19 protein-coding genes are annotated in these 23,671 nt (G+C 69.7%); 9 read left to right on the forward strand and 10 right to left on the reverse strand.

The features are described from left to right. Nucleotides 1-116: 116 nt before the first annotated feature. Nucleotides 117-3,647 (forward strand): VIT domain-containing protein, encoded by a 3,531-nt coding sequence (locus tag D7Y11_RS12170; protein WP_233604904.1) that lies wholly within the window; start codon nt 117-119, stop codon nt 3,645-3,647. On the opposite strand, the gene D7Y11_RS12175 is transcribed toward D7Y11_RS12170, so the two are convergent. The 4 genes from D7Y11_RS12175 to D7Y11_RS12190 form a co-directional block, all read right to left on the reverse strand. Continuing rightward, complete coding sequence (locus D7Y11_RS12175) at nt 3,639-4,718, reverse strand: alpha/beta fold hydrolase (RefSeq protein ID WP_121752615.1); 1,080 nt, start codon at nt 4,716-4,718, stop codon at nt 3,639-3,641. The genes D7Y11_RS12170 and D7Y11_RS12175 overlap by 9 nt on opposite strands. 101 nt (nt 4,719-4,819) lie before the next feature. Continuing rightward, on the reverse strand, nt 4,820-5,041 hold the full coding sequence (locus D7Y11_RS12180; RefSeq protein WP_121752614.1) for a hypothetical protein: 222 nt from the start codon (nt 5,039-5,041) through the stop codon (nt 4,820-4,822). A gap of 57 nt (nt 5,042-5,098) precedes the next feature. Then, nucleotides 5,099-5,305, reverse strand: coding sequence for a hypothetical protein (locus tag D7Y11_RS12185; protein ID WP_126933772.1), 207 nt, complete (start codon nt 5,303-5,305; stop codon nt 5,099-5,101). Nucleotides 5,306-5,456: 151 nt separating this feature from the next. Beyond that, entirely contained in the window at nt 5,457-6,602 is a 1,146-nt protein-coding gene (locus D7Y11_RS12190; protein WP_126933773.1) for a NosD domain-containing protein, read from the reverse strand. A 180-nt stretch (nt 6,603-6,782) separates the two neighbouring features. Here D7Y11_RS12190 and aac(3) point away from each other — a divergent pair, with 180 nt between their 5' ends. Then, entirely contained in the window at nt 6,783-7,580 is a 798-nt protein-coding gene (gene aac(3), locus D7Y11_RS12195) for an aminoglycoside 3-N-acetyltransferase (protein WP_120575251.1), read from the forward strand. 13 nt (nt 7,581-7,593) lie between these two features. On the opposite strand, the gene D7Y11_RS12200 is transcribed toward aac(3), so the two are convergent. After that, on the reverse strand, nt 7,594-8,472 hold the full coding sequence (locus D7Y11_RS12200) for a hypothetical protein (RefSeq protein ID WP_120575252.1): 879 nt from the start codon (nt 8,470-8,472) through the stop codon (nt 7,594-7,596). Between the two features lie 103 nt (nt 8,473-8,575). Continuing rightward, nucleotides 8,576-9,019, reverse strand: a complete 444-nt coding sequence (locus D7Y11_RS12205; RefSeq protein ID WP_121752613.1) for a putative immunity protein — start codon at nt 9,017-9,019, stop codon at nt 8,576-8,578. 101 nt (nt 9,020-9,120) lie between these two features. Between D7Y11_RS12205 and D7Y11_RS12210 the strand changes: the two genes are divergently transcribed. Next, entirely contained in the window at nt 9,121-10,131 is a 1,011-nt protein-coding gene (locus D7Y11_RS12210; RefSeq protein ID WP_121752612.1) for a hypothetical protein, read from the forward strand. 4 nt (nt 10,132-10,135) lie between these two features. Here D7Y11_RS12210 and D7Y11_RS12215 read toward each other — a convergent pair whose 3' ends face one another. From D7Y11_RS12215 to D7Y11_RS12225, 3 genes are all read right to left on the reverse strand, one after another. Beyond that, nucleotides 10,136-11,500, reverse strand: coding sequence for a sigma-54 dependent transcriptional regulator (locus tag D7Y11_RS12215; RefSeq protein ID WP_121752611.1), 1,365 nt, complete (start codon nt 11,498-11,500; stop codon nt 10,136-10,138). After that, nucleotides 11,497-12,846, reverse strand: a complete 1,350-nt coding sequence (locus tag D7Y11_RS12220; RefSeq protein WP_126933774.1) for a PAS domain-containing sensor histidine kinase — start codon at nt 12,844-12,846, stop codon at nt 11,497-11,499. The genes D7Y11_RS12215 and D7Y11_RS12220 overlap by 4 nt, the downstream gene beginning before the upstream one ends. A gap of 158 nt (nt 12,847-13,004) precedes the next feature. Beyond that, a complete protein-coding gene (locus tag D7Y11_RS12225; RefSeq protein WP_233596711.1) occupies nt 13,005-14,594 on the reverse strand; it encodes a hypothetical protein in 1,590 nt (529 codons plus the stop codon). Nucleotides 14,595-14,957: 363 nt separating this feature from the next. Between D7Y11_RS12225 and D7Y11_RS12230 the strand changes: the two genes are divergently transcribed. The 6 genes from D7Y11_RS12230 (at nt 14,958) to D7Y11_RS12255 (ending at nt 21,925) form a co-directional block, all read left to right on the forward strand. Further along, complete coding sequence (locus D7Y11_RS12230) at nt 14,958-15,956, forward strand: HlyD family secretion protein (RefSeq protein ID WP_126933775.1); 999 nt, start codon at nt 14,958-14,960, stop codon at nt 15,954-15,956. Then, nucleotides 15,953-16,879, forward strand: a complete 927-nt coding sequence (locus D7Y11_RS12235) for an ABC transporter ATP-binding protein (RefSeq protein WP_120575259.1) — start codon at nt 15,953-15,955, stop codon at nt 16,877-16,879. Before D7Y11_RS12230 ends, D7Y11_RS12235 begins: the two co-directional genes overlap by 4 nt. Next, nucleotides 16,876-18,012, forward strand: a complete 1,137-nt coding sequence (locus D7Y11_RS12240) for an ABC transporter permease (protein ID WP_120575260.1) — start codon at nt 16,876-16,878, stop codon at nt 18,010-18,012. The genes D7Y11_RS12235 and D7Y11_RS12240 overlap by 4 nt, the downstream gene beginning before the upstream one ends. A 248-nt stretch (nt 18,013-18,260) precedes the next feature. Further along, nucleotides 18,261-20,300, forward strand: a complete 2,040-nt coding sequence (locus tag D7Y11_RS12245) for a hypothetical protein (RefSeq protein WP_126933776.1) — start codon at nt 18,261-18,263, stop codon at nt 20,298-20,300. Nucleotides 20,301-20,438: 138 nt separating this feature from the next. Then, complete coding sequence (locus tag D7Y11_RS12250; protein ID WP_120575262.1) at nt 20,439-21,590, forward strand: M4 family metallopeptidase; 1,152 nt, start codon at nt 20,439-20,441, stop codon at nt 21,588-21,590. A gap of 17 nt (nt 21,591-21,607) precedes the next feature. Further along, the gene (locus D7Y11_RS12255; RefSeq protein WP_121752606.1) at nt 21,608-21,925 is read left to right on the forward strand and encodes a protealysin inhibitor emfourin; all 318 of its coding nucleotides are present in this window, start codon (nt 21,608-21,610) and stop codon (nt 21,923-21,925) included. Here the strand turns inward: D7Y11_RS12255 and D7Y11_RS12260 are convergent. After that, nucleotides 21,922-23,451, reverse strand: coding sequence for a M91 family zinc metallopeptidase (locus D7Y11_RS12260; RefSeq protein WP_126933777.1), 1,530 nt, complete (start codon nt 23,449-23,451; stop codon nt 21,922-21,924). The genes D7Y11_RS12255 and D7Y11_RS12260 overlap by 4 nt on opposite strands. Between the last annotated feature and the right edge of the window lie 220 nt (nt 23,452-23,671).

A 23,671-nucleotide genomic window follows, 5' to 3' on the forward strand; every position in this document is an offset into this window, starting at 1 on the left:
TCGTGTTGCTGATGGGGGTCCTCGCCTCGGGATGCAAACGGGACGCGGACGTTCCTTCTCCTCCCAAGGCCGCCGCCCCGGCTGAAACGCCAGCGCCCTTCCTCCAGGCGGGACTGGTGGCTCCCGCCACCGTCGCGGGACAACCGGACACGGGCGAGGTGGACCTCGCGGCGCTGCGCGACTCCGTGGCGGATCCGAAGGTGCTCTCCGAAGAGGAGGTCGCGGCGCTCTCGCCAACCGCCGCCCGTTCACCGAGGGACCTTGCTCGCGCGCGCGCCGCTGCTCCGCCGAGCTCGCACGCCCTCGAGGCCCCCGGGCTGGGGGAGGCGGAGGTGTTGGATGTCGCGACGAGCGGGGACGCGGAACGTCGCGAGATGAGGCCACGCGCGGAGCCTCCACGGCCCGCCGCCGCGCCCTCAGCGCGGGCTCCCGCCGAGCCGGAAGAGGATGGAGTCGAGGGCGGTGTGGCCGGGGGTGTCATCGGAGGTGTCGTGGGTGATCGGTTCGCGGCGCCAGCGCCCTCGGGCGCGCCCCCTCCTTCGGAGCAGCGCCGCCGTGAGATCATCCAGATCATCAAGGGCAGCGGTGGCGGTGGCGGTGGCAGATCCGCTAGCGGCTTCGGCTCCGGCTCTGGCGCGATGCCCGCGAAGAAGCTGGCCGCCAAGGAGGAGGCTCCGAAGCCCGTGCTGCCTCGTGTGGAGGCCGCGCCTCGCGCCGCCAAGGTGCTGGTGATGGGCGATGACGGCCGCTATCAGCCCCTCAAGACCCGCTCCGTTCGCGTCGTCACGTACATCCAGGGCTCCCGCGCGCGGACCGTGGTCGATCACCTCTTCGAAAACGACTCCGGCCGCAGCCTCGAAGGCACGTTCTATTACCCGCTGCCCGGCGGCGCGACGGTGGCGGGCTTCGCGCTGTACTCGGGGGCGGTGGCGGTGGACTCGCCCTCGCTGTTCCAGTCGTCGGACCTGCTGCCTCCCCTGGGCGATGACTCGACGGAGTCGGAGCGGCTCGTGGCCTCCGCGCCGCCCTCGGCCCGTGGCGCGAAGCGCTCCTGGGGCGACATCCAGGAGGCCCGCGTCGTGGAGCAGAAGCGCGCGCGGGAGGTGTATGAGGACGTCGTGCGCCGCAACGTGGACCCCGCGCTGCTCGAATGGTCGGGCGCGTCCACCTTCAGCGCCCGCGTCTTCCCCCTGCCTCCGAAGTCCCTCAAGCGCGTCGTCATCGCGTATGAGCAGACGCTCCTCTTCGACGGAACCCGCCTGCGCTACACGTGGCCGCTGCCTCCGGACGCGGGCAAGGAGTTGCGCGTCACCGCTCGCGTCCACGTGGATCCCCGTCAGGCGTCGGAGATCACCGTGCAGCCGGAGCCGGGCGCGAAGGGCCGCAAGGTAGAGGCCTGGCAGGTCTACGACTTCCCCAAGCTCGCCGGGGACGGCGCGCTGGGCGTGGCACTGACGCCTCGCGGAGAGGACGCGGACGTGCTGGTGGGCGCGGACGACGCGGGACTTCCGGGCCGTGCCTTCCACGCGCGGGTGCGGCTGCCGGAGCGGCTCACCTCCGGCGCGGAGGGGCCTCCCACGGGCCGCGCGGTGCTGGTGGTGGACACCTCGCTGTCCGCCGAGGACGGCAACGCCTGGGCCATCCAGGCGGCCACGCTGCGCGCCCTCCTGGAGAAGGACGCGACGTTGAAGGAGTACGCGGTGCTCCTCTTCGACGTGCGCCCGCGCTGGCTGCACGGGCCGGGCTTCCGCCCGAATGACGCGGCGAACCGCCAGGCCAGCTTCGCGGAGCTGGAGCGCGTCTTCCTGGAGGGCGCATCCCACGTGGACGGCGCGTTGGAGGAACTGGACCGGGCCGGGCGTGAGTGGCTCAAGCCCGTCGTCGCCGGAGAGCGCGTGACGGCCTTCCTGCTGTCCGACGGCAACATCACGTGGGGGCAGAGCCGCGTGGACGCGCTCCTCTCCCGGCACCCGTGCGTGGAGTCCCTGCGCTGGGTGACGTACCGCTTCGGCGAGGCTGCGGTGAACACGGAGCTCTTCGACGCGCTGGCTCGCTCCAGCGGCGGACGTGTCGTGACCGTCCTGTCCGCGGCGGAGGTGGATGCCGCCGCGAAGGCGCACCGCGCGGCGTCCGTGGTGCTGTCCCGCGTGTCGGTGGTGGGCGCGGACGTGAAGGACCTGGTGGTGGCGGGCCGGCCCCGGCTCGTCTTCCCCGGGCAGGAGTTGCAGGTGGCGGGGCGGCTGCCGGGCAAGGGCGAAGCGGCGCTGGAGGTGGTGACCCAGGCGGGCACCGGGTCCGAGCGCACGCTGCGCATTCCCCTGCCGGTGGACGAGGACAGCGCGTTCGCGCCCCGGGCGTGGGCGGAGCTCTTCGTGTCCCAGCTGGTGTCCCTGGATGATGAGCGATTGGACCGGATGATCGTGGCGCTCAGCCAGCACTACCGGCTGGCCAACGCCCGCGCGTCCATGCTCGTCCTGGAGTCCGAGGGCGACTACACGCGCTACGCCGTCCGCGACGAGCAGGTGGACCTGGCGAACCTGGAGTCGCTGCGGCGCAGGGAAGAGGACCAGCGCCGCGACAAGCTCCTGGGCATCGCGCTGGACGAAGTGCCCGCCGAAGGCCGCGCGGTGGTGGCCCGGCTCGCGGAGCAGAAGGGGATGCCCGCGCTCCTGCGGCGCCAGCCACTGAAGGACGCGCCCTACGCGGGCGGTGACGAGCGGCTCCAGGCCGAGGTGGCCTATCGCAAGGCGCGGCAGGAGAACCGGGACGACGTGATGATCTACGAGGCCGTGGCGCGCAGGCGTGCCTTCTCCGGGGACACCTGGGGCGCGGTGCGTGCGCTGTCGTCGCCCGTGGAGCTGCGGCCTCGCGACGCGGAGGCGCTGCGGTTGGTGGGGTACGGCCTGCTGGCGCTGGGGCAGTACCCGGCGGCGGCGGAGCTCTTCGAGCACGTGCGCCTCAGCCGTCCCTTCGAGGCGCAGGCCTTCCTGGAGGAGGCGCTCGCGCTGGACGCGGCCGGACGCTATTCGGAGGCCGCCCGGAACTACGAGATCGTCCTGGCGCGTCCCTGGAAGCGGCATGCCGAGGAGATGCGGACGGTGGCGAGCTTCCACTATGCCCGGATGCTGGCGGGACTGGAGCGGCAGCCCCGGCTCGCGGAGGTGGCCTCCGTGCTCAGGGCGCGCCGTGCCGGGCTGCGGGGGCCTGCCGGCGAGGGGATGTTCGCGGATGCCCGGCCCATCGACTACCAGCTCACCACGCACTGGAACTCGGACAGCACGGACATCGACCTGTGGGTCATCGAGCCGGACGGGGAGAAGTGCTTCTACCAGCACAAGGAGACGTCGCTGGGCGGGCAGCTGTACTGGGACATCACGGACGGCCTGGGGCCGGAGCTGTACCACGCACGGAAGGCGGCGCCGGGGCCCTACCACGTGCTGGTGCACTACTACGGCAACCGCTCGTCGCGGTACGTGGTGCCCACCGCGCTGCTGCTCGTGAGCGACCGGAACGTCTTCACGGCCGACGACATGGCCCAGCGGCGCTTCCAGGTGCGCATCCTGCCCAACACGAACGCGCGTCTGTTGTTGCGGCGCGAGGAGCTGGTGGCGTCGAAGGACCGCGTGACAGCGCAGCCCTCACCGTGAGGTCCGCTCGCGCGGGGACTCCTCCTGCATGAGGAGCCAGGTGGCGATGGCCTGCTCACAGGCCTCATGGTGGTCCAGGAAGGCGAAGTGCCCGCTGTCCACCTCGAACCAGGTCGCGCGCCTTCCCAGGCGCGTGGCCACGTTTCTGGCGATGCGCGCGGGCATCATCGTGTCGCGGGTGCCCTGCACGAGCAGGATGGGGACCCGTGGCGCTGATGCCCGCGCTTCGGCGCCGGAGATCAACACCAGCCCCCGCAACTCGATGCCAGCAGGCATGGCCCGTCCGCCGAGCACATGCGCTCCCACCGCGCCGATGGACAGCCCCGCCAGGTACACGCGGCGGATGCCCTGGCTCCGGAGCCAGACCAGGGTGCGTTCGAGCGTCCTCGCTCCGTCAGCGCTCCACCAGTCTCCCGCAGGACCGACGGAGGGACAGACGGTCCTCGCGGAGATGGCCCGTGCCGCCCGGGCCAGCTGCCAGCAATACACGGTGAAGTTGCCGGCGTAGCCATGGAGCATCACCACGGCCGTGTCGGGGCTCGGCTTCTCGGGCGTGATGACCACCGTGTCGAAGGCCTCCGGTGACTGGAGTCCCAGCCACGTGGAGATGGCGGGCGTCGCCACCAGCCCCTCCTCTTGGGCAAGCCGGTCGAACGCGGACTCCAGCGAGGGAATGAACTCCGCTGCGTCCGAGGCGGGAATCCTCCCCGTACGCCAGAGGACGTGGGCCGCGAGGAGCGTGCCGTCGCGCTCGTCCACCAGCCGGTTCAGGTAGCGCGTTCCCGGCGCAGGCAGCCGCTCGGTGCGCATTCTCGGACCATCCGCCCCCGCGAGCCGGACCGCCGCGACCGTGACGAGGAGCCCCAAGCCCGCGCGTGTCAGGCCACCCCGCGTCCGCCAGGGCTTCGTGAGGAGCCCCAGCGAAAGCACCACGCCCCCCAGCGCATAACCCCAGCCTGACGCCGACGCGCCGATGCAGGCCGCCAATACGAAGAGACCGACAGCGAGAGGGCCCACGAAGAGCCCGAGGACGAAGGCCGCCCTCGCGCGCGGATGCCTCGATGTGTTCATGCAGCGAGCATCGCCGCGGGCCCCGTCTGGAAGTCCTTCCCGTTGCCGAGCGGCTCCACGTCACGGGTGAGCGGTCGTTTTCCCACTCCGTCCAGGGGCCGCTATCGGCTCACGCCCGGGGACGGGCAGAACTCGTTACAGGTGAGGTACTCCCTCGCGCACTGCTGCTGCTCCTCCAGGTCTCCCTGCGCCGCGCGCATGCAGAGGCCGTAGAGCTGCCTGCAGGCGTCGTAACAGGACACCTCCTGCGCCTCGACGTCGGTTCCGCCACAGCCCGTCAGGAGGCCGGCGGCCAGGAGTCCGCCAAGGAGGGTCTTTCGCATGAGCTCCGCCGTCGTGCGGCGTGCCCCGACTCCGGCACGCCGCTTCGGCTCACGCCATCACGGGCACTGCGAGATGCAGAACGCGCGGTAGCTGTTGCAGTAGTAGGGGTCGCCGCCGCCAAAGTAACACTGGTAGTACTTCTGGTCGCACGCGTCGGTACAGGCGCTCGGGACCGCCATCTCGACAACGCGGTTGGCCTCCTCGGTGCTCATGGGCTCCATCTCCTCGGCGCCGCCGCAACCCGCAAGCAGTCCAACGGCCATCAGTCCGGCAATGATTGCCACGCGCATTCGCATCTCCTGGTCTTTGGGGGAATGGGTGCTGCTCCGCCAGGATAGCGCTGCCTTTCAAATCAGGACAATGGGCAGGCGTCTCCGGGAAAGCCTCGTGGTCCCCGGAGACCCCTTCAATGCCTTACGGGGTGCAGGCGACCCCTACGCAGCCGCCCGCTCCGTTGCCGCGCGCGACGTTGCCTCCTCCGTCAATGGCCGTGGGCGCGTGGATGCCCCAGCCCGTGTTGCCCTGGCAGACGTTGTTGGAGAGGGTGGGCGTGCTGCCCGGGAGCACGCGCAGGCCGTCCCCGCGGTTCGACAGGAAGCGGTTGTTGCGCACCGGGCCCTCCTGCGGGACGGGTTCGAAGTCCGGCAGGTTGGACAGCGTCAGCCCTCCTGCGTTGTCCCACCAGAGGTTGCCGCGCACGTCGAGCGTCTGGGCCGCCAGGCGCAGTCCCTCGCCATTGTTCATGACCCACGTGTTGCGCATCTGGAAGTCGAACGCCTGCCAGTCGGGACTCTCGGGCGTCCCGAACGCGGTGTTGTTCGCGAGGATGGAGTTTTCGAACACCAATTCGTAGCAGTTGTCGAAGCGGCCGTTGCTCCACGTCAGTTCCGCCACGGAAGCGTTCTCCGTGAACGTGCTCGACCGGATGAGGACATTGCCGGAGTAGCAGAACAGGGCGGTCTGGTTCGCCGTGAAGGTCGAACCGGAGATGCGGGTGTCGTGAAAGTCCACGAACAACACGAGCCCGTTTCCAGTGAACAGGGATCCTCGGATGTCGATGGAGCCGGACGTCGCGTCGAACTCACTGCTGAACCCCACCACGCTCCCACTCACCCTCGAATCCGTCAGCAGGAACCCTCCACCGCCGTTCGTGTGGAAGATGGCGATCCTGTTGTCGACGAGCGCGACCTGATGCAGGTGCACGGTGGCGTTGTACTCGTAGCCCCGGTTGAAGCCTCGGATGGTGCCGTTGCGCACGGTGCTGTCGCTTTCGGCCGAGATGCCCACCGTGTCGCCCGGCTCGCTCCCGGCCCGGCGCACGGTGTGGCCTCCCAGGTCGAGCACGACGCCCGGCGCGGCGATCCGCAGGGCGGGAATGGGCGTGCCCGCACAGATGAGGTCGCGCGTGAGCCGCGTGTTCCTCGTCAGGACTTCTCCGCAGCGGACGGCGCGGGCCTCGAAGGCCTCCGACTTCTCCTGGGTGCTGGCCTTCGCGGTGGTGGCCGCGAGGAGCAGCAGCGCCAGGGGCCACGTCACCATCCCATCCCGAATTCTTCCCATGCTGCTTCCCCCTCGCCGGAGGCCATCCGCCCCCGAGCGGGGAGGCTGCTCACACCACCTCATGCCCCCCAGTCCGTCTGTCGGTGTCAGGCGATTGCGCGGAGACGCACAGACCTACAGCGCCCCACGGGGCGGGGCGGTTGCTATCCTCCAGAGCCCTGCGACAGGAAGGATGGAGCCATGACGACCCCTGCCACCCGGACCGGCTTGAGGGATTCATTGCGGCGGTTGGGCGTGGAGGAGGGCGACGTCGTGATGGTCCATGCCGGTCTCCGGAGCCTCGGTCCCGTGTTGGGTGGGGTGAACACCGCGGTGCAGGCGCTGCAAGACGCAGTGGGCCGCCGGGGCACGCTCATGGCCTACCTGGACTGGGAGATGGGCGTGGAGCCGGAGGACTTCGAGGACGCGCGCCTGCGCGACGAAATCCCCACCTTCGACAAGCGCACCGCGAGAGCCAGCCGCGACCACGGCATCCTCGCGGAGACGCTCAGGACCTGGCCCGGCGCGGTCCGCAGTGACCATCCGGACGCGGGCATGGTCGCCATCGGCCCGCGGGCGGAGTGGCTCTGCGCGGACCACTCCTTCCTCTATGGCTATGGCCTCGAATCGCCGCTGGCCCGGCTGGTGGAGGCGGAGGGCAAGGTGCTGATGCTCGGGGCTCCGCTGGAGACGCTCACGATTCTGCACCACGCGGAGCACCTGGCGGACCTCCCGGGCAAGCGCGTGGTCCGCTACCAGCGGCCGCTCCAGGTCGACGGCGAGCGGCGCTGGGTGGACTTCGAGGAGTTCGATACCAGCGAGCCGGTGACCGACGCACTTCGCGCGTCCAGCGTGGACCCCTTCACGCGCATTGGAGAGCAATGCCTCGCGGAGGGAATCGGCCGCTCCGGAAGCATTGCCCAGGCCGTGTCACATCTCTTCGACGCCCGCGGGCTGCTGCGCCGGGGCGTCGCATGGTTGGAGGCGTACCCTCGCTGAACGGCGCCGTGACTCAAGGACAGCCGGAGCTGACCTCGAGCGCGTCATAGGCCATCCAGCCGTTGCGGCGGGTGCTGGTGGCGGCGATGACGTAGCCGTAGATGAACTTCATGGTGCCGGACTGCTGACGGTAGCGCCCCGCGCTGTCCAACACCCAGAGCGGGATGTCGATGGAGGGGGCGCCCGAGTTCGTCGGCACGTCCAGGCGCTGGAACTTCGTGCCGGCGGGGAAGTGGTCCACCGCGACGCCGCCCAGGCCGAAGCCCGGCACGTTGAAGGTGAGGTTCGCCGAGCGCAGACCATTGGCGCGCACGAGCGGCAGATAGTCTCCCGCGCGCTCGTTGGACGACGTCGTGTCGTAGACCACCTTCTTCACTTCGAGCGCCGGGTCGTGCGAGTTGCGCACGGCGTAGCACGCCATCTTGCTCAGCCCGGAGCTCAGGGCGGAGACGTGGCCGACCTTGTCCTCGAAGGAGGTGCGGCCGAGGATGGCGGACATGGGCAGCCAGCCGGAGCTGGAGTTGGACGTTGACGTCGCGAACGCGTGCAGCTCGCCGGCGAACGTGCGCGTCTGGCCGTAATTGAAGAGGGAGCTCGTCCGGGTGGACGTGCCCACCACGGTGCCGTTGCCGTCGCGGATGGGCACGCCCGTGGTGATGCCCCAGGCGTCATTGTCGTCCGGGTCATTGGTCTGCACGCGGTTGCCGCCGGAGGGCCGCAGCTTGCAGTTGTACGGGCTCTCCTCGCACACCGTCCCGTTCACGCCGGAGAAGGCCGCCTGCCGCGTGGTGGACAGGTCCTCCGCCGCGACTGATTCACCCTCGAAGGCCTCGCCGCCACAGGCGACGGAGGCCAGCACCACCGTGCACAACATTGGCTTTCTGAAGTTCATGGTAAAAATGGAAAACGGATTTTGCTGGTTTTGTCAAATAGCGCGGCCGAGCCAATGCCGGGTGGGCGGCATGGGCGGGATGCGTCGCGCACGCGCAGTGCGTTCAGCGATTGTTCCGGGCAGGAAGCGCCAGGGCGTGGAGGTGCTCCGGCAGTTGCTGGCGCTGCCAGGCGCGTTCCCGGGCGGTGGCTTCGGCGGCGTCCGAAACTTCGGCCGCGTCATGGGCGGCCGCGGTGGCCGCGAAGGTGGCGGCCTGTGCCGCGTGGCTGGCGACGTGGGCGGTGGCGGCGGCGTGTCCAGCGGCGCGGGCCGCGGCGCATGCAGCGGCGTGTGAGGTGGCATCCGAGGCAGCGGCGTGCGCGGCGAAGCCGGCGACGATTGCGTCGGTGATCATCAGGTGTCCCTGCTGCCACGCGCGTACTGCTTCGATGGCCTGGCGGGGACGGTGGTCCTCCGGGAACTCCTGTTCGAAGAAGGGGAGGACGCGCTCGGCGCAGTCGGCGGCCCAACGGGCCAGGCACTCGTGGTCGGACCTGTCGAGCTCCATGCTCCGCCCCTCCCTGCGTCACACTCCTTGCGTATTCACTGTCATTCCAGCCTCGCAGGTCAATGTGTGGCTAGAATCTCTTCCATGGTCAGGAACGCGTGGTGGATCGCGGTGCTGGTGGGCTGGCTGGCGGTGCCGGCAACCGGGTGGGCCTGTTCATGTACTTTTATCACGCAGGGACTTCCCGGTTCGCTAGAGGGGCTCGGGATCAGGCCGGGTTCATCTACCTGGGGCGGGTCCGTGACTCAGAGGGCCGGTCCGAACGCTTCGCCACCGTGGACGTCCTGGAGGCGTTCAAGGGCAGCGTCAAGGCGGGTGATGTGTTGCAGCTCCCTTACGGGTGGAGCGGTGACTGCGTCCTGAACCTGCCTGGGGGCCAGACATGGTTGCTCTATGCCGACAAGAGCAGCCCGGAGGCGGTCTGGATGTGCACGCGGAGCCGCAGGGTTCTTTCGTCGGATGACAGCGAACTGACCTGGCTCCGCACGGGCGTCCTTCCGCCGGTGCCCGTGTCGCTCCAGCGTGAGACCGTGAGCTGCGAGGCGTGTGACATCGAGGCGGTTGGAGGGCGTCTGTTGGCTCCTCCGCAGATGCCTCCCGCCACACCTGCTGCTCATGCGGAAGCGGAGGCGCTATGGAAGAAGGGCCAACCGTTCTTCACGGCCGAATACGCGGAGCATCTGATGATGTTCGGGGTGTCGCGGGAGGGCCGCGCGTTCGAGTTGACCGAAGTCTCTGGATCGTTCGGAGTGCAGAAGGCTTGCGAGCGGCGGGTCGAACTCCGCTGGTGCAAGCGATTGGAACTCCGTCAGAGGACGCCACGGTTTTCTGCCTTCCACTGTGTCGACCCTGGCGAGCCACAGGAGGCTTGCGACGAGCGTCGGAGCCGGAAGTCGGAGTGGTTTCCGATGGAGCGCCTGCCGGCCAGGGCGTGCATTTGGTTCAATCCCTCCGCTCCCTCGTGTGAGTTGGCCGAAGGCCGCTTCCCCTTTCCATCAGGCGCCCCGCCGTTGCCTGTCCTCGCCTGCCATCCCTGGACACCAGGAGCCCGCTCCGGCAGCTACTCCTGTGAGGTGAAGACGGCGCCGGAGCCCGTACCGCCAGAGCCGTGAGTCTTCATTGCTCGGGCTCCTCGCCTTCGTTGAGGAGGCCATGCTTGCGGAGCTTGTCGTGCAGCGTCGCACGGCCGATGCCCAGCGCCTTCGCGGCCTCCGTGCGCTGGCCCTTGGACGCCAAGAGCGCCGCGAGGATGAGCTCACGCTCGTGTGCATCCAGTTTCTCGCGCAGGGTGGTGCCGGTGTTGGCCTGGGACGTGGGCGTGCTGGCGCCTCCGGGCAACAACTCCAGGTCCAGGGTTCCGTCGGCGGACAGCACCACGGCGCTCTCCAGGGCGTTCTCCAACTCGCGCACGTTGCCGGGCCAGGGGTGGGCCGTGAGACGCTCCAGGAGGGCGGGCGTCAGGGGCACCGGTGGCATGTGGAAGCGCTCGGTGTGGCGGGCGAGGAAGTGTCTTGCGAGCGCGGCGATGTCCTCCGGGCGGCTTCGCAGCGGGGGCACCTGGAGCGTCACGACCTTGAGGCGATAGTAGAGGTCCTCGCGGAAGCGGCCCTCCGCCACGCGCTGGGGCAGGTCGCGGTGGGTGGCGGCCAGGACGCGGACATCCACCGGGAAGGAGCGGTCTTCTCCCACGGGCCGGACTTCGCCCTCCTGCAAGACGCGCAGGAGCTTCGCCTGGAGGGGCAGGGCGAGCTCTCCCACTTCGTCCAGGAGCAGGGTTCCTCCGGAGGCCTCGCGGAAGAGACCGGGCCGGGCTCGCACGGCGCCGGTGAACGCGCCCCTCGCATGTCCGAAGAGCTCCGCCTCCGCGAGCTCCGGCGTGAGGGCGGCGCAGTTGAAGCGCACGTAGGACTTGTCCGCGCGCGGAGAGGCTCGCACCAGTGCCTCGGCGACGCGCTCCTTGCCGGTGCCGCTCTCTCCCGTGATGAGCACGGTGACGTCTCGAGGGCCCACGCGCTGGATGAGCAGGGCCAGCCGCGCCATCGACGGTGAAACGAAGACCAGCGAGCGCAGCAGGTTCACTTCTCCGGACAGCCGCTCGTTCTCCGCCTCCAGCCGGACCATCCCGAGCGCCCGGCGCACGACGGCCAGCACGTCGTCCACGTCGAAGGGTTTGCGGAAGTAGTCCAGCGCGCCCAGCTTCATGGCCTCCACGGCGTGGCGTTCCGAGCCGTGCGCGGTGATGAGGATGACGCGGGGCGCACTCGGTCGCGCGGCGACGCGGCGGAGCAGCTCCATGCCATCCACGCGTGGCATGCGCAGGTCGCTGAGCACCAGGTCCACGGGCGGCTCCTGCTGCAGGCGCGCGAGCGCGGCCTCGCCGTCCACCGCTTCTTCCACGGTGAGCCCGTCATCCTCCAGCAAGCCGCGCAGCGTGTAGCGCACGCCCGCGTCGTCATCCGCCACCAGCACGCGGGCCTTCATGGCAGGGCCTCCTGTCGCTGTGTTTCGACCGGCTTGGGCGTGGCCGGGAGGCTCAGCTCCGCCACGCAGCCTCCGCCCTCACGGGCGCGCAGGCTCAACTCTCCGCCGTGCTGGCGCATCAGGGCTCGCGACAGGGCCAGGCCCAGGCCGGAGCCGTGGGGCTTCGTGGTGATACCCGGCTCGAAGACGCGCTCGCGCACCTCCGCCGCGAGCCCGGGACCCCGGTCCCTCACCTCCACGCGGCCGCCACCTTCCGGGGCCGTCCAGGCCTGGAGCTCCACCGTGGTGCCCCGAGGCGCGGCGTCCAGCGCGTTCTGCACCACGTCGATCAACACCTGGCGCACCTTGCGTGCGTCGCACCAAGCCTCCACCGGCGGCCCTTCCGCGACCCTCAATGCCACGCCTCGTTCTCCCGCCATGCCCTCGTGCAGCTCCGCCACCTGCCGGCACAGGCCATCCAGCTGCATGTGCGCTTCATTGAGCGGGAGCAGCGGCCGGGAGAAGTTGAGGAACCCTTCGAGGATCTCCTGCATCCGGTCCACCTCCCGGCGCAGCACCGCGAGCCGCTCCGCGGGCCGGCCCTCCACCTCGCGGGCAATCATCGCGGCCAGGCCCTTCACGCTCGCCAGCGGGTTCTTCAATTCGTGGGCAATCTCTCCCGACAGCGTGGTGAGCGAGCGCACCCGTTCCTCGTGCGCGCTCAGTGCCTCATCCCGCGCATCCAGCGCCGTGCGGACCATGCCGCGGTACGTGCGCCGCAGATGGATGCCGATGAAGTTCGTCCACATGACGAGGAACACCGTCACCGCGAGCATCGTCAGGAGCAGCGCATTGTTGTGTCCCGCGCGCGGGCCTCCACCGAAGAGCACGGGCACCAGGTCATCTACCGCGCCCGTCAACGTCACCGCCGCCTGCACGCCCACCAGCGCGAGCAGGTAGCCCGCCCACCTGCGAGCCCGCGCGGGCGTGAAGAGGATGGCCGTGGCCAGGGACGCCGGCAGCACCAGGGGAATGAGCGGGCTCTCCAGTCCTCCCAGCGACAGGTTCATCACCGTGAAGAGGGGGAACGCCACGGTCGGCAGCAGCCTGCCCGGCTCATGCGACACCACGGCTTGACGCCGCCACACCACGATGGCCCCCACCCCCGCCACCACGAGCGTCAACGCCAACGCCACACACCAACGGCGCCATGCGGCCGTGTCCCCGATGAGCCCCAGCGACACCATCACCACCGGCAGGGGACTCAGGAACGACAGCACCTTCGTCACCTGCCGGAACATCCGCGAGAACGCCTCGCGTTGGACCTGCTCGACTCCGGCGGACGTGGGCGGGGGTAGGGAATGCAAGGCGCGTCCTCCTGGACCGTGGGCGCTACCCTATGCCCAAGCAAGGCGGATGCCCCAGCCCGTGTGCCCTGGGGCCTCCTCCTCTCCGCCCCCTTCGTGTTCGGAGACCCGGCACCGGGCGTCGGAAATCCGAACACTCCCGGTGCCGAGGACGGCCTCTACTTCCGGATGCGCAGCGTGACGGAGGTGAACACCTCGACGCTCTTCCCGCCCTCCTGGACGAAGCTGCTCGTGTAGCCCACCGGCTTGAGGAAGAGGCCGCTCGCTTCGTGCTCATTGACGGATTTGGGACCGAACCGCGCCATCTGCATCGTGCCCATGGCCATGCCCGTGCAGCCCACGCACTTGGGGGCCCGGTACGCGAACACCGTGCCGCCCTCGATTTGATTCGTGCCATTGAGGCGCGGCTTCGGGACGGCGATGAACAGCCGCTGATCGGTGCCAGGAATCTCCCAGACCGCGCCCAGCGGGAGGCTGCTGGTGCTGTCCGCGTTGGTGCCCACCGGACGGAGGGTCACCTCGGTGGAGCCACTGCTGTCGATGGCCGGGTTGATGCCGACGAGCTCCTCCTTCTTCGTCCACCCCAGCCAGTGAAGCTGCGGGAGGTTGTAGTTGTCCGACGCGAAGGTGCTCATGAAGCTGCTCGAGTCCGCGGACGAGCGGACCTGGCCGGTGGAGGGGTCTCGCACGTTGCTGTGCGCGAGGCCGAGGACGTGCCCGATCTCGTGGGCATAGTCCCGCGCCAGGGTGCCCTTGAGGAAGACGCTGCGCGAGCCGGCGTTCGAGGTGGAGCACATCCCGCCGGGCAGCACGAAGACCGTGAGGAACGCGCTCGAGTTGGCCTTCTGGCGGGCCTGGTTCTTCGCGGTGGTGCAGTTGCTGCTCGTCACCTGCACGGTCTGGGAGCCAGTGAACTCCAGGCTCACCTGGCCGCGAGACGCGACGGCGAAGTCGCGGTACACACCCCGGATGGTGTTCTGGATGGTGCTGAGGGCGGGCGTCGTCCTGCCATCCAGGGTGATGCGGACGACCTTGACGGTGTGCTTCGTGTTGATGGCGCCCAGTCTGCTGACGCCGTTGTAGTTCCTGACGCAGGTCGACTCATTGCCAGCGCAGTCATAGCGGTGCGCCGAAGGGAGCACCTCGACGTCCTGGACGCGGAACGAACGCACCTGGTCGTTCGCGCTCGCGCCGCTCCCGAACGAGGTCTCACAGAGGTTCGTGTCGGTGTCGACCGTGACCGAGTCGCCGGTGCAGTCCCCAGCGGCATGGAGCGTCACGGCCTTGCCGATGGGCACGTCGACGAAGGAGGCGCCCGCGGCCTGCGGGAGGGTGTGGCAGCCGTTGGATGCGGCTTCCTGAATCACCTGGGAGACACCGTTACAGCTTTCACGCACGCGGACGAGCGGCGCGCGCGGGGCGATGAGCTGCTCGCGCAGCACGGTCCAGTTGGCCGCCGTGCAGTTCTCGGCCTGCACCTCATCCAGGAAGAGGCCGTCCTCGAGCTCCGCGTGCTCGTAGGTCTGGCACGTCTCCCACAGCTCGCTCCAGTGTGCCCAGTCGCAGGTCCCCGCGCCGACATACGTCTCGACGCACGCGAGCGACGCCGCGAGCTCCGGGGAGACGACCGCCTGCCGGGTGGTCGCCCCGCCGGGCTGTTCGTGCGCGGGCGGCTCCCAGTCCTCACCCTGACACCCTGACACCAGTGCGCCGAACAGCATCACGCCCATCATGGACAGCTTCCGCATACCTCTCCCTCGCAGCCAATGGCCGCATGACACCGCGAAACATGTGCAGTGGATGAAAAGGCTCTTTACACGACTCTCCTGTAAATCATGGACAATCCGCATGGTATGTTTTGACGCGCTGTGCGTCTGGCATTCCGGCGACCCGGCGTCCGGCGCCGGAACTCCGAACAGGTGAAGGCCCTGCCCCCGGGGGCTCCCCTGTCGTTCAGTGTTGGCACGCCGGGTGCTCAAGGTGACGCCAGGACACGGGTTCAGGACCTGCCCGTGAGCTGGACGCGGACCCCCGGGCGAGGCAGGCGTAGCGTGGACCCGCCGCGCTCGGGGGGCGCTCCAATCGCGGCGAGGCCGCGCCAGGAGGCACGGGTGTCGGGACCGGGCAGGAAGAGGAAACATTCGAAGCGGGGCATCGTCGCGGGGGCGGTGCTGGTCGCCGTCATCGTCAGCGGCATCCTGTGGCTGCGGCGGCCGGCCCAGGAGCCGCCGCCACGCTTCACCGGCTTCGTCGTCAGCGACAACGTCTACCTGTCCTCGCCGGTGGCCGGCATGGTGGCGTCCGTGGCGGTGGTGCGCGGACAGCGCGTGGAGGTGGGCACGCCGCTGTTCCGCATGGAGCCCACGTCGCTGACTGCGCGGGCCGACCAGGCGCGGGCGCAGGTGGGGCAGATCGAAGCTCAGTTGCTCGCACGCCAGTCGGACGTGGCCCGGGCGCGTGCCTCGCTCGCCGCCGCGCAGGCGGAAGCGGACCGCGCGGACGCGGACCTGGCCCGGCTCGTCGCTGTCGAGAAGTCCGTGGAGGGCGCCGTGACGCCCCAGCAATTGGACCTGCTGCGCGCGACGGCGACGCGCGCTCATGCCCAGCGAGACGCGGCCCGCACGGACGTGGCGGCGGCGGGCGCGCAGCTGGAGGTCGTCCGCGCACAACTCGCCAGCGGGCGCGCGGGCGTCACCGCAGCGGAGCAGCAGGTCGTGGAGCTGGCGCCTGTGTCTCCCGTCGTGGGCCGGGTGGAGGACGTCCTCTTCCAGCAGGGCGAGTGGGCCATGCCCAACGCCCCCGTCGTCAGCATCATCCCGGACGCGCAGCTGAAGGTGCGCTTCTACGTGCCGCAGGGGAGGGTGGCGTCCTTTCCGCCAGGCACCACGGTGGCCATCGCCTGCGACGGCTGCGACACCGGGATGACGGCGCGCGTGGACTACGTCGCGCCGCGCCCTGAGTACACGCCGCCCATCATCTACAGCCTGGAGACGCGGCAGAAGCTGGTGTTCCTGCTGGAGGCGGTGCCCTCCGCGCCCACGCGCCTGCTGCCCGGGCAGCCCATCGACGTGACACCGCTGAAGCAGGCACCCGTGGAGGCGGACCGATGAACGAGCGGGCCATCGACGTGCGCGGGCTCAACAAGTCCTTTGGCGACCGGCACGTCGTGCGGGACGTCTCCATCGCCGTGGACGCCGGACGCATCACCGGCTTCCTGGGCCCCAACGGCTCCGGCAAGACGACGACGCTGCGGCTGCTGTGCGGACTGCTCACGCCCGACAGCGGCGAGGGCACCGTGCTGGGCCTGGACTTCCGTGCCCGGGGCGACGCCATCAAGCGCCAGACGGGCTACATGACGCAGAAGTTCTCCCTCTACGAAGACATGACGCTGGAGGAGAACCTTGCCTTCGTCGCGCGCGTCCACGGTCTGGACCAACGGCGCGAGCGGGTGGAGGACACGCTCCACCGGCTGGGCCTCTTCGACCGGAGAGACCAGCTGGCGGGCGCGCTCTCCGGCGGCTGGAAGCAGCGCCTGGCCCTGGCCGCCGCGACGCTGCACGAGCCCCGCCTGCTGCTCCTGGACGAGCCCACCGCGGGCGTGGACCCCAAGGCCCGCCGTGAGTTCTGGGACGAAATCCACACGCTCGCCGCGGGCGGGCTCACGGTGCTGGTGTCCACGCACTACATGGACGAGGCGGAGCGCTGCCACGACATCGGCTACATCCTGTATGGGCGCCTCATCGCGCGGGGCACGGCGGACGCGCTCATCCGCGACTCCGGGCTGGTGACGTTCCTGGGGGAAGGGCCGGGCATCGACCGCGCGGCGCACCTGCTGGCCCAGGCGGACGGCGTGCTCAGCGCCTCCGCGTTCGGCGCCGCCGTGCACGTCAGCGGGCTGAAGCGAGAAGCCCTGGAGGCCGCGCTCGTCCCCTGGCGCAAGGAACCCTTCCGGTGGAGCGAGGTGACGCCCTCCCTGGAGGACGTCTTCATCCAACTCATGGGTCGCGAGCGCGACGAACGGTACACGTCATGACGGGTTCGCTTCCGCGCATCCTGGCCGTGCTGCTCAAGGAGTTCACGCAGCTGCGGCGCGACCGCATCACCTACGCGATGATCCTCGTCATGCCGGTGATGCAACTGCTCATCTTCGGCTACGCCATCAACATGGACCCCCGGCACCTGCCCGCCGCGGTGCTGTCCCACGACACCAGCACCCTGGCGAACTCCGTCGTCGCCGCGCTGGAGCGCACCGGCTACGTGGACGTGCGCTACCTGCCGCGCTCCGACGAGGAGTTGGATCAACTCATCCGCCGGGGACAGGTGATGCTCGGCATCACCATCCCACCGGACTTCAGCCGGCGGGTGCTCAAGGGCGAGCGCGCTCAAATCCTCGCGGAGGCGGACGCGTCCGATCCGCAGGCAGCGGCGGGGGCGCTCGCCGCGGTGAGCGTGCTGCCCACGGAGGCGCTGCGGAACGAACGGGTGGGGCTGGGGGCTCCCCGGTCCCCCGCGCCCGCCTTCGAGGTGGTGGTGCACCGGCGCTACAACCCGGAGAGCCGCTCCCCGTTCCACATCGTGCCGGGTCTGCTGGGCATCATCCTGTCCATGACGCTGGTGATGATGACCGCCATGGCCGTCACCCGCGAGCGAGAGCGCGGCACCATGGAGACGCTGCTGTCCACGCCCGCCACCCCGGCGGAGATCATGGTGGGCAAGCTCACGCCGTACGTCGTCGTGGGGTTGGTGCAGACCGTCGTCGTGCTGGGCATGGCGCGAGGGTTGTTCTCGGTGCCCATGGCGCGCACGCCCGCGGGATGGCTGGCATTGGCGTGCGGCATCGTGCTGTTCATCGTGGGCAACCTGTCGCTGGGCTACCTCATCTCCACCGTGGCGCGCAGCCAGCTGCAGGCGATGCAGATGTCCATGTTCTACATGCTGCCGTCCATCTTCCTCTCCGGCTTCGCCTTCCCCTTCCTGGGCCTGCCGCCGTGGGCCCGGGTGCTGGGCGAAATCATCCCCGTCACGCACTTCCTGCGCATCGTCCGGGGCGCGCTGCTCAAGGACCAGGTGCTCGCGGACATGGGGAACGACCTGCTGGCGCTGGGCCTGTTCGTGCTCGCGGTGGCCGGCGCGGCACTCGCGAGGTCACGCACGACCTTGGATTGATTGACGCCACACGTCGAGCATGACGCAGCCGCGAAAGGAGGGTGCTTGGACGTCCGGACGATCCAACCGGACCGCCGTTTGCAACCTTACTTCCGCACCGGAGCCACGTTTCACGTGGTTTCGCGGGGTTCAGTCCCGCCTCCGGTCTGGAGATGCCCATGTCCCGTGACGACTCCTTCGCGGTAGGTGCGGTGCGGACTTCGCGCCTGCAGGATGCGCCGCGTTCAAGCTCCCATCGGTGGGGGAGGGTGACCCTCCCCTTCGTGCTCCTCTGCGTGGCGACCTTCGCCGCCGGCTGTGGGGACGATGATGACAACTGCGTTCCCAGGACGTGCGAGTCGCGGGGCTTCAACTGTGGCGACACGACGGATGGCTGTGGCCACGATCTCGACTGCGGCACCTGCGCGACGCCCGCTACCTGTGGCGGCGGTGGCGAGGCCAATGTCTGTGGTTGCCCCGACATCAAGACGGCGTGCAGCCCCGGGGTCGAGTGCGGCACCGAGCCGGATGGCTGCGGTGGCACCGTCTCCTGCGGGACGTGCGCGGCGCCGGAGGTGTGCGGCGGACGCGGCGTGGAGCAGACGTGTGGCATCCCCGCCGCGAACCGCGAGTGCAGTGATGGCTGGTGCTGGGAGTATCCACTGCCCCATGGCTACAGCTTCAAGGGCGCGCACTTCAGCGCGGCCAATGACGGCTGGGCCGTGGGCGAGGACGGCTTCATCCAGCACTGGGACGGAACGCGCTGGACGCGCGTGGCCAGTGGGACGCTGACGTCGCTGAGCGACGTGCACGCCCTCTCCGCGACGAACGTGTGGATGGTGGGCGCGGGCGGCACCGTGCTCCACTCCACGACGGGCAGTGCTTTCTCTGCCGTGAGCTCCGGGACGACGCGCGACCTGAACTCCGTGTGGGCCTCCGGTCCGGGCGACATCTGGGCCGTGGGCGCCAACGGCACCGTGCGGCGCGACCAGGGCAGCGGCTTCCAGGGCGTGGACGTGTCCTCGACGAAGAACCTCAATGGCGTGTGGGGCAGCGGGCCTTCGGATGTCTGGATGGTGGGGCAGTCCGGGACGCTGCGCCGGTACGACGGCAATGCGGTCTCCGGCATCGACGCGGGCACCACGGACATCGACTTCCATCAGGTGACGGGCACCGGTCCGAACGACGTCTGGACCGTCGCCTCGGATGACCCCTGCATCTTCTGTGACGACTACGGCCAGGTGTTCCGCACCACGCCCGCGGGCATCGAGCAGTCCCTGCGCTCGTCGGATCAGCTGTTCTACGTGTACGCCGCGTCGCCCTCGCTGGTGCTGTCGGGTGGAGAGGACTTCGGCTACATCTACAACGGCACGAAGTGGACGGACACGGACGAGGACGCCGTGGGGCCCATCACCGGCAGCGGGCCTGACAACGTGTGGTCCTTCGGTTCGGGTGGGCAGATGCAGAAGTGGAGCGGGCAGGCGTGGATCTCCCAGACTCCGCTGCGCACGCTGAGGGTGGCGCGGGCCGTCCATGGCACGGGGCCGTCGGACGTGTGGGCGGTGGGAGACCCGGGCCGCGTGCTGCACTGGAACGGCGGCGGCTGGATCGAGCCGCAGCTGGACTTCTCCCCCGTCGACGACGTGACGGGCGTCTACGCGGCCTCCTCGACAGACGTCTGGGTGACGTCCTCCTTCCATGACCGCATCTACCGGTTCGACGGAGCCCGCTTCATCACGCAGTACACCGCGGAGTCGTCGCTGGCGCTGAACTCCATTCACGGCGTATCCGCGGCGGACATCTGGGCGGTGGGCGCGTCCGGCCAGGCCGTCCATTTCGACGGCACCACCTGGACGCGGAAGCCCACGGAGGTTCAGGCGACGCTCAACGCCGTCTGGGTGCAGGGGCCCTCGCTGGCCCTCGCGGTGGGCGACGCCGGCACCATCCTGCGCTGGGACGGCACCGCCTGGAGCACGATGACCTCCGGAACCAACAAGGCCCTGAAAGCCGTGTGGGGCAGCGGGCCGGCGGACGTCTGGGCGGCGGGCGCGGAAGGCACGCTGCTGCGCTACAACGGCGCCCTCTGGCTCCCCGTGGCCAGCGGCACCTCGTCCCAGCTCAACGGGCTGATGGGGCGCTCCGCCAACGAGGTCTGGGCGGTGGGCGACAACGGCACGCTGCTTCGCTTCGATGGCGGCAAGTGGAACGCGGAGACCACCGGCACCCGCCGCGTCCTCCGGGGCGTGTGGGCGCCGTCTTCGTCGGAGCTGTGGCTGGTGGGGGACACGGCCGTCCTTCACAAGCCTTGACGCCACGCGAGCAGGCTTGAGCGCGAGGCGCCGCATGGGTTCCCTGTCGACCGGGGAGCCCATGCCGCGCCGTGTCCCGAGCACGGCCTGCCGTCATCACCATCGTCTTCTGGTACCCACTTCAGAAGGAGATTGGTGATGTGCTGCAACACCCGAATCTGGCATTCCCACCACTGCATCCTGCCGCCGTACGTCAGCCGGCAGATTGCGCAGAACGGCTCACCGCAGCAGCGCGCGAGGGCCCTGCGGACGCTCTCCATCGACAACACCCTGCGCGCCATCCGCCTGTCGAGCAGCGGTGCGCCCCAGGCGGCGAAGCGCCTCATCCCCGCCCCCATGGTCGTGGAGAGCCAGAAGCTCCGCACCATCTACGACGTGAAGAACACCGAAGCCCTTCCGGGAACGGTGGCCCGCAAGGAGGGCGATGCCGACGTCAGCGACCAGGCGGTCGACGAAGCCTATGTCGGCCTGGGCGCGACCTACGACCTCTACTGGGACGTCTACGGGCGCAACTCCATTGATGGCAACGGCATGCCGCTGAACGGTCACGTCCACTATGGCAGTGGCTACGACAACGCCTTCTGGGACGGCGAGCGCATGGTGTTCGGCGACGGCGACGGGGAGCTGTTCAACCGCTTCACCATCTCGGTGGACGTCATCGGGCACGAACTGGCCCACGGCGTGACGGAACACGAGGGCCCTCTTGCCTACTTCTCCCAGGCGGGCGCGCTCAACGAGCACATGTCGGACTGCTTCGGCTCGCTCGTGAAGCAGCGCCTGTTGAACCAGACGGCGGAGCAGGCCGACTGGCTCATCGGCGCGGGGCTCCTCACGGACAAGGTCCAGGGCAAGTCGCTGCGCTCCATGAAGGACCCCGGCACCGCGTTCGATGATCCGGTGCTCGGCAAGGATCCGCAGCCGGCCCTCATGAAGGACTTCGTGAACACGTGGGAGGACAACGGCGGCGTGCACATCAACTCTGGCATCCCCAACAAGGCCTTCTGCGTCGCGGCCACCAACCTGAAGGGCTACGCGTGGGAGAAGGCCGGCCTCATCTGGCTGGAGACGCTGCGCGACCCCCGGCTGAAGCCCAACGCCTCGTTCCTCTCCTTCGCCCGGCTCACCGTGACGGCGGCCGTCCGCCTCTACGGCAGCGGTGACGAGGAGCAGATCGTGCGCGACGCCTGGAACCAGGTGGGCATCAAGGTCTCCAAGGAGCGGGCGGGCGCGCCGGCCTGGACGCCGCAGGTGCCGAAGCAGGCCGCGCAGCCGGTGCAGCGCAAGCACTAGGCCCTGGGGTCGACGGAATGCGAATCGAGCTCAAACGGGAGGGAGGCGTCGCCTTCTTCCCGGGCCTCGCCAGGCCCCGCACCGTGGACCTGGCGGCCCTGCCTCCCGCCACGGCGGAGGCGCTCCAGCGGGAGGTGCGGGAGGCCCGCTTCTTCGAACAGCCGGCCACCGTGGGGGCTTCGCCCCAGCGGGGCGCGGACCGGACGCGCTACACCGTCACCATCGAGGACGATGGCGGGAGGAGGCATTCGGTCCAGCTGATGGAGCCCGTGACGGAGCCGCACCTGCGCTCCCTGCTGGAGCTCATCCAGAAGGCGGCTCGGGACACGCGCTAGTAGCGCGGACGGGTGGGCAGGTTCAGGTCGTCGCGGAGGACGTTCTCTCCGGGGCGGCCGCCCTGCACCACGTCCGGCGTGGACGGGTCCTGGTCCAGGTCGATGGGCAGGCCCACCGCGGACGTCTCGCGGTTGTTCACGCCGTCCTTCTCACCGACCGCCAGCGTGCCATTGGCGTAGTCCGAGGCGTGCACCATTTCGTGGAACAGCGCGACGACGGGCGGGCGGTTCATCCAGTCCTCGCTGCCCAGCGAGATGCGCGTGGTGTTGTAGTTCACCGTGCCGTTGGAGCCCTTGCCCGGGGTGCCGTCCGCGTTGAACCAGGCATCGTCCTTGTTCTGCGCGGACGCGGAGTTGCCGCTGGACGTCTCCTTGATGGTCGTGGTGTGGCCGCTGTCATCCAGCGTGCGCAGCAGGTCCTGGCCCGAAGGCAGCGAGCGCATCGCGTCCAGGTCCGACTGCACGCGCGCCTGGAAGTCCGCGCTGCCCGACACCGTCACCGAGCGACCGCGCTGGTCGGCGTTCGTCATGTCGACGATTTCGCGCTCGCCCTCGGCCGCGTCGGCGGTCTTCTCGTTCTCTTCGACGTAGAGCTTGTCAGTGCCCGTGCCGCCACGGACCGTGTCCTTGCCCTCGCCACCCGCCACCGCGTCGTTGCCGGCACCGCCGCTCAGCGTGTCGTCGCCGCGCCCGCCGATGACCTGGTCGTCGCCCTCGCCGCCGTAGGCCCGGTCGTTGCCCGCGCCCGCGTCGATGTAGTCCCGGCCCTTGCCGCCGGACAGGTAGTCGTTGCCGTCCAGGCCGTACATCACGTCGCGGCCCTCGCCACCCATGATGCGGTCATCGCCCGCGCCGCCCTCCAGGTAGTCGTCGCCGTCCTGGCCCTTCAGCGTGTCCTTGCCGTCGCCACCGATGAGGGTGTCGTTGCCGGCGCCGCCGATGAGGGTGTCGTTGCCCTTGCCGCCGGTGAGCTTGTCGTCGCCCGCGCCGCCGTCCAGGGTGATGTCCTGCGTGACGCTCGCGTCCACGGTGATGGAGTCGTTGCCGTCACCGCCGTTGATGATGGCGCCCTTGGCCTGCTCCGCCGTCAGCGTGACCGTGTCGCTGCCGGACTTGATGGTCAGCCCGCCGTCCTTGTTCTGCGACACCGTCGCGGTGTTGTTGCCCGCGCCCAGGTCCACCACGGTGCGGCCATCCGCGTTCGTGCTCACCTGGGGCCCGGCAAGGGCGCTGCCCACTCGGCCCGCGATCTTGCCCAGCGCTTCGCCGATGCCGCCGGCCGCCTTGCCCGCGGCCTTGCCCAGGGCGCCCCCGATGCCCCCAGCGCCCTCACCGGAGCGGATCTCCGCGGACAGCACCGGCCGGGAAGCGGCGCCCGAGCGCGGGGCCGAGTCGAAGCCGTCCTTCATCCGCTGCGCGACAGCGGCCTTCACCGCGTTGGGCTTCGCCGTGACGGGAGCCTTCACCGGCTGCGTGCTCACGGGGGACGAGGTGGGGCGCGAACCAGGCTTGCCAATCGAGGTCATGTCGCTTCTCGCGGGTGACGGAGACACCCGGTGCGGGTCCGGCGAACGGCTGCCGGGGAGCGGATGAATGCCGCCCGAAGGGGATTGTCGCGAAAGCGTGACGCCGGTTGCCTCGGTCCGCTGATTCCAGGCCAACCCCTGGGAATGACTCGTTCAGGGGTGGGGGGGCCGGGCCATGTCACGGGCGTGTGACACGGGCCGCTCGTTCGTGTGACAGGAC

It is taken from the genome of Corallococcus sp. AB018, from assembly GCF_003986945.1.
GTDB classification, from domain to species: domain Bacteria; phylum Myxococcota; class Myxococcia; order Myxococcales; family Myxococcaceae; genus Corallococcus; species Corallococcus exiguus.